This is a genomic window from Nonomuraea sp. NPDC050790, from assembly GCF_044456745.1.
Lineage (GTDB): Bacteria > Actinomycetota > Actinomycetes > Streptosporangiales > Streptosporangiaceae > Nonomuraea.
The window spans coordinates 1,435,427-1,452,264 of record NZ_JBITGF010000001.1; the positions used below are offsets into that span (position 1 = coordinate 1,435,427).

13 protein-coding genes are annotated in these 16,838 nt (G+C 72.6%); 12 read left to right on the plus strand and 1 reads right to left on the minus strand.

All coding sequences use genetic code 11. The features are described from left to right. The first annotated feature begins 66 nt into the window (after positions 1–66). The 8 genes from ACIBEJ_RS06460 to menC are packed head-to-tail and all read left to right on the plus strand — an operon-like array spanning position 67 to position 10,088. Positions 67–1,614, plus strand: a complete 1,548-nt coding sequence (locus tag ACIBEJ_RS06460) for an ABC transporter substrate-binding protein (protein WP_397181573.1) — start codon at positions 67–69, stop codon at positions 1,612–1,614. Between the two features lies 1 nt (position 1,615). Next, positions 1,616–2,560 (plus strand): ABC transporter permease, encoded by a 945-nt coding sequence (locus ACIBEJ_RS06465; protein WP_397181574.1) that lies wholly within the window; start codon positions 1,616–1,618, stop codon positions 2,558–2,560. Beyond that, complete coding sequence (locus tag ACIBEJ_RS06470; protein ID WP_397181575.1) at positions 2,557–3,351, plus strand: ABC transporter permease; 795 nt, start codon at positions 2,557–2,559, stop codon at positions 3,349–3,351. The genes ACIBEJ_RS06465 and ACIBEJ_RS06470 overlap by 4 nt, the downstream gene beginning before the upstream one ends. Further along, positions 3,348–5,012 carry an oligopeptide/dipeptide ABC transporter ATP-binding protein gene (locus tag ACIBEJ_RS06475; RefSeq protein WP_397181576.1) on the plus strand — a complete coding sequence of 555 codons (1,665 nt, stop codon included), beginning with the start codon at positions 3,348–3,350 and terminating at the stop codon, positions 5,010–5,012. Before ACIBEJ_RS06470 ends, ACIBEJ_RS06475 begins: the two co-directional genes overlap by 4 nt. Before the next feature lie 56 nt (positions 5,013–5,068). Next, entirely contained in the window at positions 5,069–6,604 is a 1,536-nt protein-coding gene (locus ACIBEJ_RS06480; RefSeq protein ID WP_397181577.1) for an amidohydrolase family protein, read from the plus strand. Further along, entirely contained in the window at positions 6,601–8,169 is a 1,569-nt protein-coding gene (locus ACIBEJ_RS06485; RefSeq protein ID WP_397181578.1) for a PucR family transcriptional regulator, read from the plus strand. The genes ACIBEJ_RS06480 and ACIBEJ_RS06485 overlap by 4 nt, the downstream gene beginning before the upstream one ends. A gap of 42 nt (positions 8,170–8,211) precedes the next feature. Beyond that, positions 8,212–8,988 (plus strand): GNAT family N-acetyltransferase, encoded by a 777-nt coding sequence (locus tag ACIBEJ_RS06490; protein WP_397181579.1) that lies wholly within the window; start codon positions 8,212–8,214, stop codon positions 8,986–8,988. Next, positions 8,985–10,088: an o-succinylbenzoate synthase gene (gene menC / locus ACIBEJ_RS06495; RefSeq protein WP_397181580.1), complete on the plus strand. Its 1,104-nt coding sequence runs from the start codon at positions 8,985–8,987 to the stop codon at positions 10,086–10,088. Before ACIBEJ_RS06490 ends, menC begins: the two co-directional genes overlap by 4 nt. A gap of 50 nt (positions 10,089–10,138) precedes the next feature. Here menC and ACIBEJ_RS06500 read toward each other — a convergent pair whose 3' ends face one another. After that, a complete protein-coding gene (locus ACIBEJ_RS06500; protein WP_397181997.1) occupies positions 10,139–11,716 on the minus strand; it encodes a helix-turn-helix domain-containing protein in 1,578 nt (525 codons plus the stop codon). Positions 11,717–11,848: 132 nt separating this feature from the next. Between ACIBEJ_RS06500 and ACIBEJ_RS06505 the strand changes: the two genes are divergently transcribed. The 4 genes from ACIBEJ_RS06505 to ACIBEJ_RS06520 are packed head-to-tail and all read left to right on the plus strand — an operon-like array spanning position 11,849 to position 16,837. Next, the gene (locus tag ACIBEJ_RS06505) at positions 11,849–13,735 is read left to right on the plus strand and encodes an SIP domain-containing protein (protein WP_397181581.1); all 1,887 of its coding nucleotides are present in this window, start codon (positions 11,849–11,851) and stop codon (positions 13,733–13,735) included. After that, a complete protein-coding gene (locus tag ACIBEJ_RS06510; protein ID WP_397181582.1) occupies positions 13,732–14,742 on the plus strand; it encodes an ABC transporter substrate-binding protein in 1,011 nt (336 codons plus the stop codon). Before ACIBEJ_RS06505 ends, ACIBEJ_RS06510 begins: the two co-directional genes overlap by 4 nt. A 41-nt stretch (positions 14,743–14,783) precedes the next feature. After that, on the plus strand, positions 14,784–15,782 hold the full coding sequence (locus ACIBEJ_RS06515; RefSeq protein ID WP_397181583.1) for a FecCD family ABC transporter permease: 999 nt from the start codon (positions 14,784–14,786) through the stop codon (positions 15,780–15,782). After that, complete coding sequence (locus tag ACIBEJ_RS06520) at positions 15,779–16,837, plus strand: FecCD family ABC transporter permease (protein WP_397181584.1); 1,059 nt, start codon at positions 15,779–15,781, stop codon at positions 16,835–16,837. Before ACIBEJ_RS06515 ends, ACIBEJ_RS06520 begins: the two co-directional genes overlap by 4 nt. Position 16,838 lies beyond the last annotated feature (1 nt).

A 16,838-nucleotide genomic window follows, 5' to 3' on the forward strand; every position in this document is an offset into this window, starting at 1 on the left:
TGAACGGCGGCTGCCCTGCTCCTAGCGTCCGACTATCCCAGCCCGAACCAGTTCCGAGGTGGTCCCATGACATCCGCGAAGGCCGCGACCGCCGCCGCCGTGCTCGCGCTCGCCACCGCCTGCACGTCCGCCGCGGCACCCGCGCCGGCCCGCGACTCCCTGGTCTGGGCCGGCGTCAGCCCGCCCAACAGCCTGGACATCGCCCACGGCTTCAACACCGCCTCGACCCTCATCCAGGGCGCCGTCCTCGACACGATGCTCGCCCTCGACCGCCGGGGCGCGCCCGCGCCCCGGCTGGCCACGGCGTGGACGCAGCCTGACCCGGCCAGCTACCTGTTCACCCTGCGCAAGGAGGTGCGTTTCTCCGACGGCGCCCCGGTGACGGCCGAGGACGCGGCGTACTCGCTGCGCCGTCACCTGGACCCGAAGGTCGCCTCGCAGGCGGCCAGCTACTTCACGACGGTCAAGAAGGTCGAGGCGGTGGGCGACGACCAGGTCAAGGTCACGCTGAAGCGGCCGAACCCGGCCTTCCTCGCCATGGCCGCCATCGCCTGGCAGGTCACGCCGCGCGCACTTGCGGAGAAGCATCCCCAGGACCTGGGCAGCCCCGAGGTCGGCACCGTGGGCACCGGCCCGTTCAAGGTGGTGAGGTTCTCCCTCACCTCGGGCGTGGTCCTGGAACGCAATCCGGCGTACTGGGGCGAGAAGCCCGCACTGCGATCGGTCGAGTTCAAGACCATCTCCGACCCGGAGACGCTGCGGCTGGCGGTCAAGTCCGGCGAGGTGGACGCCACCGGCGACCTCACCGCCCGCGACGCGCGCAAGTGGACCGGCCTGCCCGGCGTCAAGACGATCTTCTACCCGGGCAACAACATCGCCTACCTCTCCCTGGCGGTCAAGTCCGGCCCGCTGGCCGACCTCCACGTACGGCGGGCCATCGCCCACGCCGTCAACCGCAAGGCGGTCGCCGACCTGATGACCTCCGGCCACGGCGCGCCGGCGGCGGCCATGCTGCCCAGCCCCCAGCTCACGGCGTTGTACGGCGACAACCTCCCGGCCCTGCCGGACCACCCGTACGACGTGACGGCGGCCAAGGCCGAGCTGGCCAAGTCCGCCTACCCGAACGGCTTCGAGCTGACGGCCAGATATGCCAGCTCGGGCGACACCGGCACGGTCATGCAGACCGTCGCGGCCGACCTGGCCAAGATCGGGATCAGGCTCGCCCTGGAGCCGAACCCGGCCGACCAGTACCGGGCACGGCTGATGGAGCACGAGGACCTGACGATCCACTTCGTCAACCTGTCCTACGGCACGCCCGATCCCCTTGAGGTCCTGCCGGACATGGTCAGCCGCGGCGCGGCCGAGCCGCAGGGCTTCAACTTCGCCGGCTACGGCACCGCCGCCACCGACCGGCGGCTGGACACGCTGGCCTCGGCCACCGGCAAGGCCAGGACCGCCGAGGTCACCGCACTGCTGACGGAGATCGGCGAGCAGGTGCCCTACATCCCGCTCTTCCACACCGACAACGCCATCGCGCTGAGCGAGAAGTTCACCGGCACGTTCGGCACGTGGTCCGAGAACTACTTCACCGACATCCGCCCGGCGGGCCGCTGACATGGCCGTCGTCAAACGGCTGTGCGCCGCCGTACTCCTGCTCGGGGCGCTGTCCGTGCTCACCTTCGGACTGCTGGCGGCGGCGCCGGGCGGCCCGGAGCAGGTGCTGCTCGGCGGCCGGCCGTCCACGCCGGAGACCAGGGCGGCGATCCGCGAGCAGTACCACCTGGACGATCCCTTCCCCGTCCGCTACGCCCGCTGGCTGGGCGACGCGCTCCACGGCGACTTCGGCACCTCGATCGCCTCCCGCGAGCCGGTGACCACGGTGATCGCCGAGCGCCTGCCGGTCACCGCCGGGCTGGCCGGCTACGCGCTGGTCCTGACGGTGGCGGCCGGCGTGCCCGCCGGGCTGGCCGCGGCGATGCGCCGCGGCGGCAGACTGGACCAGGGCGTCACGCTGACCTCGCTGATCGCCTTCTCCATCCCGCCGTTCGCGCTGAGCATCCTGCTGCTGTACGGCTTCGCCGTGGCGCTGGGCTGGTTCCCGGTCTTCGGCGCCGGCGACACCCCGATGGAGCGCATCCTGCACCTGACGCTGCCCGCGATCGCGCTGGCCACCGCGCAGGCGGCGATCGTCGTCAGGCAGATGCGCGCCGCCGCACTCGACCTGGCCGCCCAGGACTTCCTCACCTTCGCCCGTGCCCGCGGCCTGCCCAGGCGGCGGATATGGATCAGCTACGCCCTGCGCAACGCGGCGCTGCCGGTGCTCACCGTGGGCGGCCTGCTGCTGGCGGCCAACCTGACCGGCTCGGTCTTCGTCGAGCAGGCGTTCGGCCTGCACGGCCTGGGCGCGCTGCTGGTCGGCGCGGTCGGCCAGAAGGACATCCCGGTCGTGCAGGCGCTGGTGCTGCTCGGCGGCGCGATCGTGATCGTGGTCAACCTGCTCATCGACCTGGCGTACGTGGCGGTCGATCCCCGGGTCCGGCGCAAGGGGGCCGCGGCATGAGGCTGATCCTGGTGGCCATCCTGGGCCTGGCTGCGGTGGCCGCGCTGGCCGGGTCGTGGCTGGCGCCGTACGACCCGGGCGCGCAGGACCTGGCGCTCGGCGCGGCGGGACCGAGCGTGGCGCACTGGCTCGGCACCGATGACCTGGGCCGCGACGTGCTGTCGCGGGTGCTGGCCGGCGCGGGGTCCGCGCTGACCTGGCCGGTGCTCGTCACCGCCTGCACGACCGTGCTCAGCACCACGCTCGGCCTGCTGGCGGGCTACCGCCGCGGCTGGGTGGACGCGGTCATGATGCGCACGGTCGACCTGGCCATCGCGCTGCCCGGCCTGCTCGTGCTGATCGTGGTCGTCGGCGTGATCGGCGCCGGGTACGGCTGGGCGGTGCTGGTCATGGCCGTGTTGTTCACACCGGGCGACGTACGGGTGATCCGCAGCCTCACCCTCGCCCAGCGCGAGACGGCCTACACCGAGGCGGCGCGCACGCTGGGGCTGCGCCCGTCGCGGATCATGTTCCGGCACCTGCTGCCGAATCTGGCGCCCACGGTCGTGGCCAACGCGCTGCTGAGCTTCGTGGCGGCGCTGGTGGCGCTGGCCGGCCTGTCGTTCCTGGGCATCGGCCTGCCCGCGGGCACTCCTGACTGGGGTCTGATGATCGAGGAGAACCGCGGGCTGCTGGACCTCAACCCGTGGGCCTCGATCGCGCCCGCGGCCCTGATCACCCTGGTCGCCTGCGCCGCCACGCTGCTGGGTGACCAGGCGTTCGAGTCGATGTCGAAGGGAGGCCGACGGTGAAGATCGCCCGACTGCGCATCTCCGGGCCCGGGCTCATCGTGGACGGTCTCGACCTGGAGGTCTCCGGCGGCCAGACCGTGGGACTGGTCGGCGAGTCCGGCAGCGGCAAGTCCCTCGCCGCGCGCGCCGCCGCCGGTCTGCTGCCCAAGGGGCTGCACGCCACCGGCTCGGTCACCTTCGACGGCCGGGAACTGCTCGGCGCCCGCGAGCGGGCCTGGCGCTCGGTGCGCGGCACCCGGGTGAGCCTGCTCATGCAGGACCCGTTCGCCATGCTCAACCCGCTTCGTACGGCCGGCGCCCACGTGGCAGAGTCGCTGCGCGGCCGCCGGGACCGGAGGGAGGTGCTGCGCCGCCTGGCCGAGGTCGGGATCGACGATCCCGGTGTGGCCGAGCGGCACCCGTTCCAGCTCTCCGGCGGCATGCGCCAGCGCGTGGCCCTGGCCGCCGCGCTCGCCGCCGACCCCGAGCTGCTGATCGCCGACGAACCCACCACCGCCCTGGACGCCGCCACCCAGCACGACATCCTCATGCTGATCAAGGACATCCAGCGGGCGCGTGGCATGGGTGTGCTGCTCATCACCCATGATCTGCGGGTGGCCTTCGAACTGTGCGACCGGGTGGCGGTCATGTACGCCGGGCGCATCGTCGAGCAGGGGCCGCCCGCCGAGATGGGCAAGATGCCGGCCCACCCGTACACCGCGGGGCTCCTGGCCGCGGTGCCGACCGTCGAGCGACGGCTGACGCGGCTGATCGGCATCAGGGGCAACGTGCCCGCGGCGGCGGACGTGACCGCCTCGTGCGCCTTCGCCGCCCGCTGCGACCAGGCCGGGCCCGAGTGCGGCGTGGCTCGGCCGCCGCTGCGCGAGCTGCGGCCCGACCGGCTCACGGCGTGCCTGCACGAGGTGCGCCCCCGGATCCGCACCGAGGAGGAAGCGCCCGCGCCGCGGCGCATCGCCGCCGAGGCGGTGCTGCGCGTGACGGGCCTCGGCAAGAGGTACGGCACGCACGTCGCGCTGAGCGACGTCTCGTTGCGCGTCTACCGTGGCGAGAACCTCGGCGTCGTCGGCGGTTCCGGCTCGGGCAAGACCACGCTGGCCCGCAGCATCCTGGGCCTGGTCCGTCCCGACGCGGGCACCATCGAGCTGGCCGACCCTGCCCGCCCCCGGCACCACCTGGTCCAGTGCGTCTTCCAGGACCCGACGACCTCGCTCAACCCGGCGCTGACCGTCGGCGCCACGCTGGCGGAGGCGGCGGCACAGGGCCCGGCCGAAGGCCGGCTGACGGTGACCGAGCTGCTGGAGCTGGTCGGCCTGCCCCCGGCGTACGCGCGCAAGAAGCCGGTCGGGCTGTCCGGCGGCGAGCGCCAGCGGGTGGCCATCGCCCGCGCCCTGTCCGTACGGCCGGCGCTGCTGATCTGCGACGAGCCGGTGGCCTCGCTGGACGTCTCGGTGCAGGCGCACGTCCTGGAGTTGCTGCGGGAGGTCGGCACGAGCATGCTGTTCATCACCCACGACCTGGCGGTGGTGCGGCAGATGGCCGACCGGCTGGTGGTGCTCTCCCGTGGCCGGATCGTGGAGAGCGGCGAGACGGCCCAGGTGCTCGACACGCCGGAACACGACTACACCCGCGGGCTTTTGGCCTCCGTGCCCAGCACCCTCTGAAAGTTTCATCGATCCTCACATAGCACCCGCGAAGGCGGGCAAGGGAGCCTTGCACCATGCACGACCTGCTGCTTCGTTCCGGGACCGTCCACGACGGGCTCGGCGGACCGCCCCGGCTCGCCGACGTCGCGATCGCCGATCGCCGCGTGGCAGCGGTCGGGCGTGACCTGGGGCCGGCCCGGCGGGTGGTCGACGTTTCCGGCCTGATCGTCGCCCCCGGGTTCGTCGATCCGCACAGTCACTCCGACACCGTGCCGTTCCTGGAGGAGCCGCAGCCCTTCAAGCTCCTGCAAGGGGTGACCACCGAGATCGTGGGCAACTGCGGGTTCTCGTGCGGGCCGGCCGTACCGGAGACCAGGACCTTCCTGCCCGAGGAGCTGTCGGGGGCGGCCTTCGCCACGCTGGGCGACTACCTCGACGCGGCCGAGGCGGCAGGACCGAGCAACAACCTGGCCGTGCTGGTCGGGCACAACACGTTGCGCGTGGCCGTGGCCGGGATGCGGGCCGAGATGACGCCCGGCGAGCTGGCGCGCATGTGCGAGCTGGCCGCGGGGTCGTTCGAGGCGGGCGCGGTCGGGTGGTCCAGCGGGCTGGAGTACGTGCCGGGCGCCTACGCGGACCTGGACGAACTGCTCGCCCTCGCGCTGGTGGCCAAGCGCTGGGACCTGCCGTACGCCACCCACATGCGCAGTGAGAGCGAGGGCCTGGCCGACGCTCTCGACGAGGCGATCGCGGTGGCCACGCGGGCCGGGATCCGGCTGCAGGTCTCGCACTGCAAGGCGTCGGGGCGGGCGGTGCACGGATCCTCGGCGATGGTGCTGGACAAGCTGGCCCGCGCCCGCCGGGCGGGCGTGGACGTGCGCGGGGACGTCTATCCGTACCTGGCCTTCGGCACGATGCTCGTCGCGGTGCTGCCGCCGATCGCGTGCGAGGGCGGCGAGCAGGCGCTGCTCGCGCGGCTGGCCGACCCGGCCGAGCGCGCCGCGCTGCGCGCGCTGGCGGAGAGCCCGGACACGGGCACCGGGGTCGGCTTCTGGCGCGAGCTGACCCCCGAGGACGTGCAGATCCTCACCCACAGCGATCCGGGCATCCAGGGCAGGCGGCTGGCCGACCTCGGCGGCGACCCGTGGGAGGCGCTGTGCGAGCTTCTCCGGCTGGACCCGCAGGCCTCGGGTGTCTTCCACACCATGCACGAGGCGGATCTGTCGGCTTTCCTGGCCGATCCGCTCATCTCCGTCGGCTCCGACAACGGCCCTCCGGTGGGTCCGAGCCATCCGCGTACGTTCGGCACCTTCCCCACCTACCTCGGCACGTACGTGAAGAAGGAGGAGATGCCGGAGGCGATCCGCAAGGTCAGCTCGGCGGTCGCCGCCCAGTTCGGCCTGACCGGACGCGGCTGGCTGGGCCCCGGCGCCGTCGCCGACATCTGCGTCTTCGACCCCGCCACCATCGGCCATCCCGGCACGTATGAGCAGCCCGACCTGCGGCCGACCGGTGTGGAGCACGTCTTCCTGGCCGGTCACCAGGTGGTCGCCGACGGCGAGTTCACCGGCGGCAGACACGGCCGCATGCTCCGACGGGACGCGCGATGACGGCGCGGGGCCGGATCACGCTCGGCGTGCTGATCGACAGTCTCGGCGCCGACGTGGTCCGTCCGCTGGCGCTGCCACACGGCCGGACGCCGCTGGTGGGCTCCCCTGTCATCTACGACCCGGAGGAGCCGCAGGCCGGGCTCGACGGCGCCGTCCTGCTGGTCACCGGCCGCCCGTCGGCCGAGATCCTGGCCCGCGCGGGCGAGAGCGCGGTGGCGGTCGTCGTGGTCAAGCCGGGCACCTGCGACGAGCAGGCCCTGGCCGCCGCGGCCAAGGCGGCGGGCACCGCGCTGCTGGCCGCGCCGCCCGACCTGTCCTGGGGCCAGCTCTACACGCTCGTCGACGCCCTGCTGGCGATCGTCGCCCCGGCCGAGGACCCAGGGGCCGGGCGGGCGGCCGACCTGTTCGCGCTGGCCAACGAGGTCGCCGTCCGGGTGGGTGGCGCGGTGGCGATCGAGGACCTGGCGATGCGCGTCCTGGCCTACTCCACCGTCGAGGGCCAGGCCATCGACGAACTGCGCAGGCAGGGCATTCTTGGCCGCAGGGTGCCCGCGCACCCGACCCACCCGGAGGAGTACGCGGCGGTGCTGCGCGCCGACGGGGTGGTCTGGAGCTACGAGCCACGTGAATTCCTTCCCCGACTGGCCATCGCGGTCCGCGCGCACGGTGAGGCCCTCGGCACGATCTGGGCCGTCGAGGCCGACGAACCGCTGGCAGCCGACGCCGCGCGGGTGCTGGAGGAGGCGGCCGCCGCCGCGGCGCCGCATCTGGCCCGCATCAACCTGGCCGCCGACGCCGCCCGGCGCCGCCGGGACGAGTGCCTGGGCTGGCTGCTGCACGGCGTCGGCGCCGTGGACGAGCTGGCCACCTCCTTCGGCCTGCTCCCCCGCGAGCCGGTGACCGTCGTGACCCTGGGCCCCTACGCCGGCGTGGCCGACGCCTTCGCCGCCGGCCACGTCGCGGACCTGCTGCGCACCGCGTACACGGCCTACCGGATCAGGGCGGCGACCGGCGTGGTCAACGGTCGCCCCTACGCGATCGTGGCGGCCGAGGCGACCGCGCCCGTGCTGCGCAGGATCACCCTGGACGTGCTGTCCCAGGTGAATGAGCGGCTGGGCGGCTCCTGGCGGGCCGGGATCGGCCGCACCACCGCCTCGGTGGCCGCCGCGCCCGCCGCCGCCCGCCAGGCGGAGGAGGCGCTGCGCGCGGTCTGCGGGTTGTTCAGCCACGAGCCGGTCGGCGCGCACGAGGAGCTGTCGGCCGCGTTGTTCCTGATGGACGTGGAGGGCGCGCTGCGCGCCAAGCCCTCCCTGTCCGGCGAGCCGCTCGCGCTGGTCACCGCGCACGACGCCAGGCACGGCACCCACTACGTGCGCAGCCTGAGCGTCTGGATCGGCGCTCACTACGACGTGCCCCGCGCGGCGGAGCTGATGTCGCTGCACCCCAACACGCTGCGCTACCGCCTGCGCCGGATCGGGGAGCTGATCGCCCTGGACGACCCCGACACCCGGATGGTGCTCGCCCTTCAGCTGCGGCTGAACGGCGCCACAAAGCCGGGCGGGTGAAGTTGGGCGTGGACGCCAACGCCCCGGGACGAGGTGGCCGCGATGCTGTGGACCATGGCCGAACACCTCACCATCCGTTCCATCCACGGCACCGCGGCCCTGGAACGTGCCGACCGGCTGCTGCGCGAGGTCTGGAGGACCAGCCGCGGTGAAGACCCGCCGATCCCCCTCGACCTGATGTGCGCGTTCGCCCACACCGGCGGCTACGTGGGCGGCGCCTTCCTCGACGACGAGCTCGTCGGAGCCGCCGCGGGGTTCCTGGCGGCCGGCCGTACTCTGCACTCGCACGTGGCGGGCGTCAGCGCCCTCGCGCGCGGGCGCGGCGTGGGACGGGCGCTCAAAGATCACCAGCGGGCATGGGCCGCCGAACGCGGGCTCGACGCGGTGTCCTGGACGTTCGACCCGCTCGTCCGGCGCAACGCCTACTTCAACCTGAGCCGGCTCGGCGCCCGGGTCGGCGCCTACCTGCCCGACTTCTACGGCCCGATGAGCGACGGCATCAACGACGGCGGGCCTTCCGACCGGCTGTTCGTCACCTGGCCCACGCAGGAGTCCCCCGCGCCCGCGCCGGTCTCCGGTGACGAGGGGATCGACGTGGTGACCGGGACCGGCGTCGTGTGCGCGGCGCGGAACGCGCCGCTGCTGCGGTGCGCGACCCCTCCCGACGTCGAGTCGCTGCGCGCGGCGGACCCCCGCGCCGCACGGCGTTGGCGGGAGGCGCTGGCCGAAGGGCTCGGGGGCGCGCTCGAACGGGGATACCGGGTCACCGGCTTCACCCGCTCCGGCTGGTACCTGCTCGCCCGTGGAGGTGCCGCGTGAAGCTCGACGCCGTCGAACTGCGTGCGGTCGCGCTGCCGCTGGTCAGCCCGTTCCGCACCTCTCTGGGCACCCAGAGCGTGCGCACGGCGCTGGTGGTGCGGGTGCTGAGCGACGAGGGCGAGGGCTGGGGCGAGTGCGTGGCCGAGGACGAGCCGGCCTACAGCCCCGAGTACCTGGCCGGGGCGACCGACGTGATCAAGCGGTTCATGATTCCGGCACTGGCCGGGATCGACCTGGACCCGGCGGCGGTCGGCCCTACGCTGCGCCACCTGCGCGGGCACCCGATGGCCAAGGCCGCCGTGGAGATGGCGGTACTGGACTGCTGGTTGCGGGCCCGCCGTACCAGCCTGGCCGCCCACCTGGGCGGAGTACGGCGGCGCGTGCGCGTGGGCGTCTCCGTGGGCATCGCCGAGAGCGTCGATGCCCTCCTGGCCACGGTCGACCGGCACCTGAGCGCGGGCTACGCCAGGATCAAGCTGAAGATCGAGCCCGGCTGGGACCTCGAACCGGTCCGTGCGGTGCGCGAGACGTTCGGCGCCGATGTGATGCTCACGGTGGACGCCAACACCGCCTACGAGCTCGCCGACCTGCGCCACCTGGCGCGGCTCGACGCCTTCGGACTGGCGCTGCTCGAACAGCCCTTCGCCCCCGACGACCTGCACGCCCACGCCACGCTCGCGGCCCGCATGGACACGCCCATCTGCCTGGACGAGAGCATCACCAGCGCCCGCGACGCGGCCGAGGCCATCAGGCGGGGCGCGTGCTCGATCGTCAACGTCAAGCCCGGCCGGGTGGGCGGCTACCTTGAGGCCCGCCGCATCCACGACGTGGCCCAGGCCAACGGGGTGCCGGTCTGGTGTGGCGGCATGCTGGAGACCGGCCTCGGCCGGGCCGCCAACCTCGCGCTGGCCAGCCTGCCCGGCTTCACGCTGCCCGGCGACATCTCCGCCACCGAGCGGTACTACCGCCGCGACATCACCCGCGCGTTCGTGCTCGACGGCGGCGAGATGGAGGTCCCGGACACGCCCGGCCTCGGCGTGCTGCCCGAGCCCACGGACCTGGAGGCGGCCACCACGACGGTGTCCCGGCTGACGGTCTAGCCGGTTCGGCTGGTCACGTGATGTCGGCGACCTCCGCCACTCCCGGCGCGCTACTGCTTCCGCTCGGACTCGCGTTGCTGGTAGTCGCTCGGAGACAGTCCGTGGAAGCGGGAGAAGGCGGCGCTGAACGTAGGCAGGTGGGCGTACCCGACCCGGCGCGCGACGGCGCTGGGCGGAGCGCCCCCGGCCAGCAGGTCGCGGGCGATGCGCATACGGGCGGCGTAGCGCCAGCGGCCCAGTGTCATGCCCGTCTCGTCGCGGAAGGCGCGGTGGATGTGGGCGGAGACGTCGACGTCCTGCGTCCCACCGGGCTCGCCGATGCGGCGCAGGCACTCCATCGCCACGGCACGCGCGCGCGGATCGGTGGGCATCGGCACCGACAGCGCTCGCTGCGCGGCGACCTGTTCGGCGAACAGGCCGAGGATGTGGCGGGGGTTGTGGTCGTCGGGACGCAGTACGGACCGGGCGCTGATCGAGCAGAACATCAGGTAGTCGTCCCACGCGGGTGAGAACCGCACCTGGAGCGGCGCCGTCAGTTGGAGGTCGCCGGTGCTCGCGTTGCCCAGCGGCAGGGAGACGGAGTTCTCGCGGAGGCCCGTGACATGGTCGACCCCCGCGGGGATCCAGGTGGCCACTCCGCGCTCCCGCTCGTAGCGTTGGTCGCCGATGTCCAGGTATCCGCTGCCCCGGTAGATCCAGCTCAGGACGTGGACGTCGTTGGTGTGCGGCGGCGTGCTGGCCGCAGGCAGCATGTCGGGCGCGGCGGGAGTGCCCGTCCTGCGCATCATCCGGATCAGGTCGTCGCTCTGCCGTACCGCCGCCCGTTGTGTCAGCCCGCCGGCGCAGAGTTCCCGGCCGAACTCGTAGGGGGTCAGTCCGAACCGTCCCTTGAAGGCCCGGGTGAGGCCGTTACGGCTGGCGAAGCCCACGCGGGCGGCCACCTGGTCCACGTCGTAACCGGCGGCGAGGAACTCCACGGCGGCGCCGAGCCGGCAGAGCAGCCGCCACTGCTCGAAGGTGAGCCCGGTGTCGGCGAGGAAGTCGCGGCGAAGGGTGCGCGCGCTGGAGAGCACCCGCGAGGCCCATTGCTCGACCGTGAGGTCAAGCGCGGGGTCGCGCATCAGCTCCTCGGCGACCGCTCTGGCGCCGCGGGCGCGCGGCATCGCCGGTGAGGCGAATCCCGCCGAGCTCGGATCGGCGGGCGCCGACGAACGCGGGCCAGGACGCCGCAGGAGCTCCTCGATCGCCTCGGGTGAGTACCCGCGGCCGCTGAACGGAGTGACCTGCAGGTTGAAGAGCTGGATCAACCAGTCCTGCCAGCCGCTGGGAACGTCGAACCGCGTCGGTTCCGACGACCCCCTTGCGCCGACGCCTGCGTGGGGCCACAGCGGGAAGGCGACGGTGCCTGGCTCAGTGGTGATCGCCCGCTCTGCCCAGCCACCTGCGGGAATCCAGACGCCCTCGCCGGTCTTGAGGTGGAGCGCCGGCCCGCCGTCGAGACGCACGTGCGCCGCGCCGGTGCGCACCCAGAGCAGCAGTGGCCGGACGGGGGCATCCGCCGTACCCAATCGCGCGCTCGGAATCGGCGGCGGGTCGCCGGCGCCTGCGGCGAACGACGAGGACCCCATCACGTCCTAACCATACGGCAGTCTGCGCACACTATTGCAGGTAAGGTTTACCTAACCTTACCTGTGCGCGCCCTGCTGATGGCCGGTGCGCGGCTTTCGCTGTCGAAACGATTTGGAAAGTTCGGTTCTCGCATGCCCAAGACCTCGCGCCGGCTCACCGTGCACCCGCCGACCCTGCGTGAGGTCGAGGTGGTGCGGACCGTCGACATCACCCCGGGGATGCGGCGGGTCACGCTGGGCGGCGAAGAGTTGCGTGCGTTCACCACCGCGGACGGCTTCGCCCGGCCGGCCTTCGAGTCCTCGGGCTTCGACGACGACCTCGCGTTCTACTTCCCGTACCCAGGTCAGCGCGATCCGGCGCTCCCGGTCCAGGGCGAGGCCAAGTTGATCGTGCCCAAGAATCCTCGGCCGCTGTCGAGGGCCTACACGGTTCGCCGGTGGGACCCCGAGGCCGGCGAGCTGGACGTGGACTTCGTCAAGCACGGGGTGGGCGCCGGAACGACGTGGGCGTATCGCACCCGGCCGGGTGACCGCATCCACCTCAGCGGCCCGAGCACGTCCAAGGCGTTCCCGGTCGGAGCCGACTGGTGGCTCGTGGCGGGCGACGACACCGCGCTCCCCGCGATCGGCCGCCTGCTCGACGAGCTCCCGCCCGGCTCCCGGGCGCAGGTGTTCGTCGAGATCGCCGAGGACGCCCACCGCCAAGAGCTGCGCGAGCTGCCCGGGGTGGACGTGACGTGGCTGGTCCGCTCCAAGGTGACGGCCGGGACCGGGTCGCCGCTGACCGACGCCGTCCGCGGTGCGGAGTGGTGGCCGGGCCAGGCGTTCGCGTGGCTGGCCGGCGAGCACACGGCCGTCCGGGACATCCGCCGGCACCTGGTCGAGGACCGTGGCGTGCCCAAGGAGGACGTTGACTTCGCCGGCTACTGGCGTCGCTCCCAGGTCGTCGCCCTGGACAGCGACGGAGCGGTACCCGACCCGGAGAAGACGGTCACCCCGTTCCAGAGGCTCCACGATCTGACCGAGCTGGTCGCGCCGATCGCGATCCGCACCGCAGTCGAGCTGGGCGTTCCCGATCTAATATCCCGCGGCGTGAGCGGCGTGACCGAACTGGCCGCCAAGACCAGCGCCGACGAGCGGGCTCTGGGCAAGCTGCTGCGTTACCTGCACACCCTGGACGTGGTGACCGAGGCGGAACCGGGTCACTACGCCCTGACGCCGATCGGCGACGTCCTCACTCTCGACTTCATCGCCGACCGGCTCCATTCCGATGGGGTGGTCGGCCGCGAGATGCTCGGGATCCACGGCCTCACGGAGTCGGTCCGTACCGGCCGGCCCGCCTACGCCTCGGTCACCGGCCAGACCTTCGCCGACGTACGGGCCGAGCAGGACTACGAGGACCGTCATCTGGAGCGCCTGGCGAAGTTCCAGCCCGCGCTGGCCGAACCGATCGCCACGTCCGGGCTGCTCGCCGGAGTCCGGCACCTGGTGATCCACTCCGGTGGTGCCGGCGCCCACGCCCGTGCGTACGTCGCCGCCCACGAGAGCCTGCGCGTGACGATCTGCGCCCTACCGGCCCAGGCCGACTGGCTGCGCCGCGACCTGCCCGCCACGATTCCCGACGAGCGGCAACGCGCGCGGGTCAGCGTACTGGAGCAGTCCGTCTTCGAGCCCAGCCCGGCGGCCGACGCCGTGCTCGTCAGCCGCGCCTTCAAGACCCTGCCCGACGCCGACGCCGCTCACGCACTGCGCCGGGCGGCCGAGAACCTCGCCCCCGGGGGGCGGGTGCTGCTGATCGAGGAGGTCTTCGACATCGACGACCTCGACGAGCACGACGGCGAGGAAGACCTGATCGGCCTGGTCTGCCACGGTTCCGGCCTGCGCACCGCGGCGGAGCTGGACGCCGTCATCGCCCGGGCCGGCCTCACGCGCGGGTCGGCGCACACCGTCGGCCTGGGCACCACCGTCCACGAACTCCACCGGCTGACCCCCTCCACCAGAGAAGAAGAGAACGCATGAGCAACATCTCCCTGACCAGGCGCGGCGCCGCCCTGGCCGCCGCGCTGATGAGCGCGTCGCTCGTCCTCACCGCCTGCGGCGGCGCCGGCGACGACACCGGCGTCAAGGCCATGGAGACCGCCGGCGCCACGGCCGCCGCGACCCGCAGCGTCAAGGCCGTGAACGGCACCATCCAGGTTCCCGCCAACCCTCAGCGGGTCGTCACGATCGGCAACACGAACCTCCCCTTCATCGATCTGGGTGGCAAGCCAGTGGGCGTCACCGAGGCGTCCGACTCCGAGCTGGGCGTGCTGCCGGTTGAACAGCGGACCGTCTACGAGGCAGCCGAGATCATCGGCAGCGACGGCGGTGAGGTGGACCTCGAGAAGCTCGCCGCCCTCAAGCCGGACCTCATCCTGGTCCAGTTCCACTCGAACGACTGGGACAAGGTCGGCAAGCGGCTCGAGGCGATCGCCCCGACCGTGCTCTGGGGGCTCGACACCGAGTGGAAGGCCTTCGCCGACGCGCTCGGGGAGGCCGGCAACGTCAAGGATGTGCTCAGCCGGCAGAAGGCGGAGTTCAAGGACAAGGTCGCCAAGATTCAGACGAGCTACGGAAAGATCATCGACGGCACCTCGTTCGTCGACGTCTCCCGCGGCGACTGGAGTGATCCCGGAACGTTCTACATCGCGGACATCGGTTGCTCCGAGATCGCCCGGGACGACATCGGCATGGACCTCCCCGAGGCGGCCGAGGGCAAGGACCCCCTGGCCTACGAGGCCCTGCCGTTCGAGCAGATCGGTGAGCTGTCCAAGTACGACGTGATCACCTACCCCGTCGACGCCCAGGGCAAGCCGACCGAGCCCTTCGTGCCGGTGACCGCGACCAACACCTGGAAGGCGCTGCCCGCCGTGAGCAGCGGCCGTGCGCTGGGAGTCTTCTGCCCCGGCAACAACTCCTACGGGCCCGTCAACCGCTACCTCGACTCGCTCGACCGCGCCCTGGCGACCCTGCCAGCCAAGAAGTGACAGCCCTCTCCCTCCGGAAGGACGGTCCGGGCATCGAGACGGTGCCCGGACCGCGTCGCCGGCTGCTCGGCCTGGTCGTCGCGCTGGTCGTGCTGGTGGTCCTGCTGGTGCTGAGCGTCATGATCGGGTCGACGGCGATCGCGCCATCGGTGGTGTGGGACGCGCTGCTCCGCTCCTCGGCCGACATCGACCAGTTCGCGATCCGCGACTTCCGGCTGCCGCGCACGATCGTGGGTCTGGTCGTCGGCGTCGCACTCGGTTTGTCGGGCGCGTTGATCCAGGCCCTGACCCGCAATCCCCTGGCCGATCCGGGCATCCTCGGCGTCCACGCCGGCGCGTCCTTGGCGGTGACGGTCGCCGTGGGCGTGCTCGGCGTCCGCGGCACCCAGGGCTACATGTGGTTCGCGTTCGCGGGGGCACTGATCGTCACACTTCTCGTGCTCGCCCTCGGGTCGACCCGGCAGGGCTCCTCGCCGGTGGTCATGGTGCTCGCCGGGGTCTGCGTCGGCGCCGTGCTCGGCGGTGCCAGGGAAGCGCTCCAGCTGACCAACCCGGACGCCTTCGACGCGATGCGGTACTGGAACGCCGGGTCGATCGCGGGCCGCCCGCTCGAGGTCGTGTGGCCGATCCTGCCGTTCTTCGCGGTGGCACTCATCCTGGCCTTCGCGGTGTCCGGCTCGCTCAACGCCCTGGCTCTGGGTGACGAACTGGCGCTCGCTCAAGGCGTCCGGTTGGTACGCACCCGTGTGCTCGCGGTGATCGCCCTCACCCTGCTCGCCGGTGGCGCCACCGCGATCGCCGGACCCATCGGATTCGTCGGGCTCATGGTGCCGCACGTGGCCCGCTGGATTGTCGGCCCGCACCAACGCTGGATCTTCGCCTACAGCATCCTGCTCGCCCCGAGCCTGCTGCTGGTCTCCGACATCCTCGGCCGCATCGTGATGAGACCCGGCGAGATCCCCGTGGGTGTCGTCACCGCCTTCGTCGGAGCTCCCGTTCTCGTCGCGCTGGCGCGGCGCAGGAAGGCGAGCGGACTATGAGCACGCACGTTCCGCGGGTGGACTTCGGGAGGCGGGTGCTGGTGCTGCGGCACCGGCGGATCGCCGTACGGCTCCAGTGGCGTTCGGTCGTCGTCTGCGCGGTGCTCGCGGTCGCGCTCGCCGGTACGGCGGTGCTCGCGCTGATGACCGGCTCGTACGGCCTGAGCGCGGGTCAGGTGCTCTCCGCGCTGACCGGCCGGGAGACCGGCATCGTCCACGACATCGTGCTCGAGTGGCGGCTGCCCAGGGTGGCCGCGGCGCTGGTCTTCGGCGCGGCTCTGGGGGTGAGCGGGGCGGTCTTCCAGTCACTGTTGCGCAACCCTCTCGCCGACCCCGGCATCATCGGGTTGTCCCAGGGCTCCTACACCGGCGCGCTGATCGTGATCCTGGTCGTCAACGGCACCTACGCGCAGTTGGTCGGCGGGGCGTTGGCGGGCGGGATCGCCACCGCCGTGGCCATGTACGGGCTCGCCTACCGACGGGGGGTGCAGGGGTTCCGGCTGATCATCGTCGGCATCGGCGTCTCGGCGATGCTCGCGTCGCTCAACACCTGGCTGATCCTCAAGGCCGACCTGGACCAGGCGATGTCCGCGGCCGCGTGGGGTGCCGGGTCGCTCAACGGCGTGACCTGGAACCAGGTCGTCGTCGGCGGCGCCTGCGTCGCCGTACTCCTGCTGTCGGCCGGGATGTTGAGCCGGCCGCTGCGGCAGATGGAGCTGGGTGACGACGCGGCCGCCTCGCAAGGGGTACGGGTCTCGCCCGCGCGCCTCGGCCTGATCCTGGTGGGAGTGGCGCTGACGGCGACGGTCGCGGCCGCGTCGGGGCCGATCGCGTTCATCTCCCTGGTCGCGCCTCAGATCGGACGCCGGCTCGCCCGCACCGCCGGGATCACCCTCGCCCCCGCCGCCCTCGTCGGCGCGCTGCTGTGCCTGGCGTCGGACTACCTCGCCCAGCACGTCGCCCCCACCCCGCTGCCGGTCGGCATCATCACCGTCGTGCTCGGCGGCGGCTACCTCGGATACCTGCTGTTCATCGAAGCCAGGAGGCGCCTGTGAG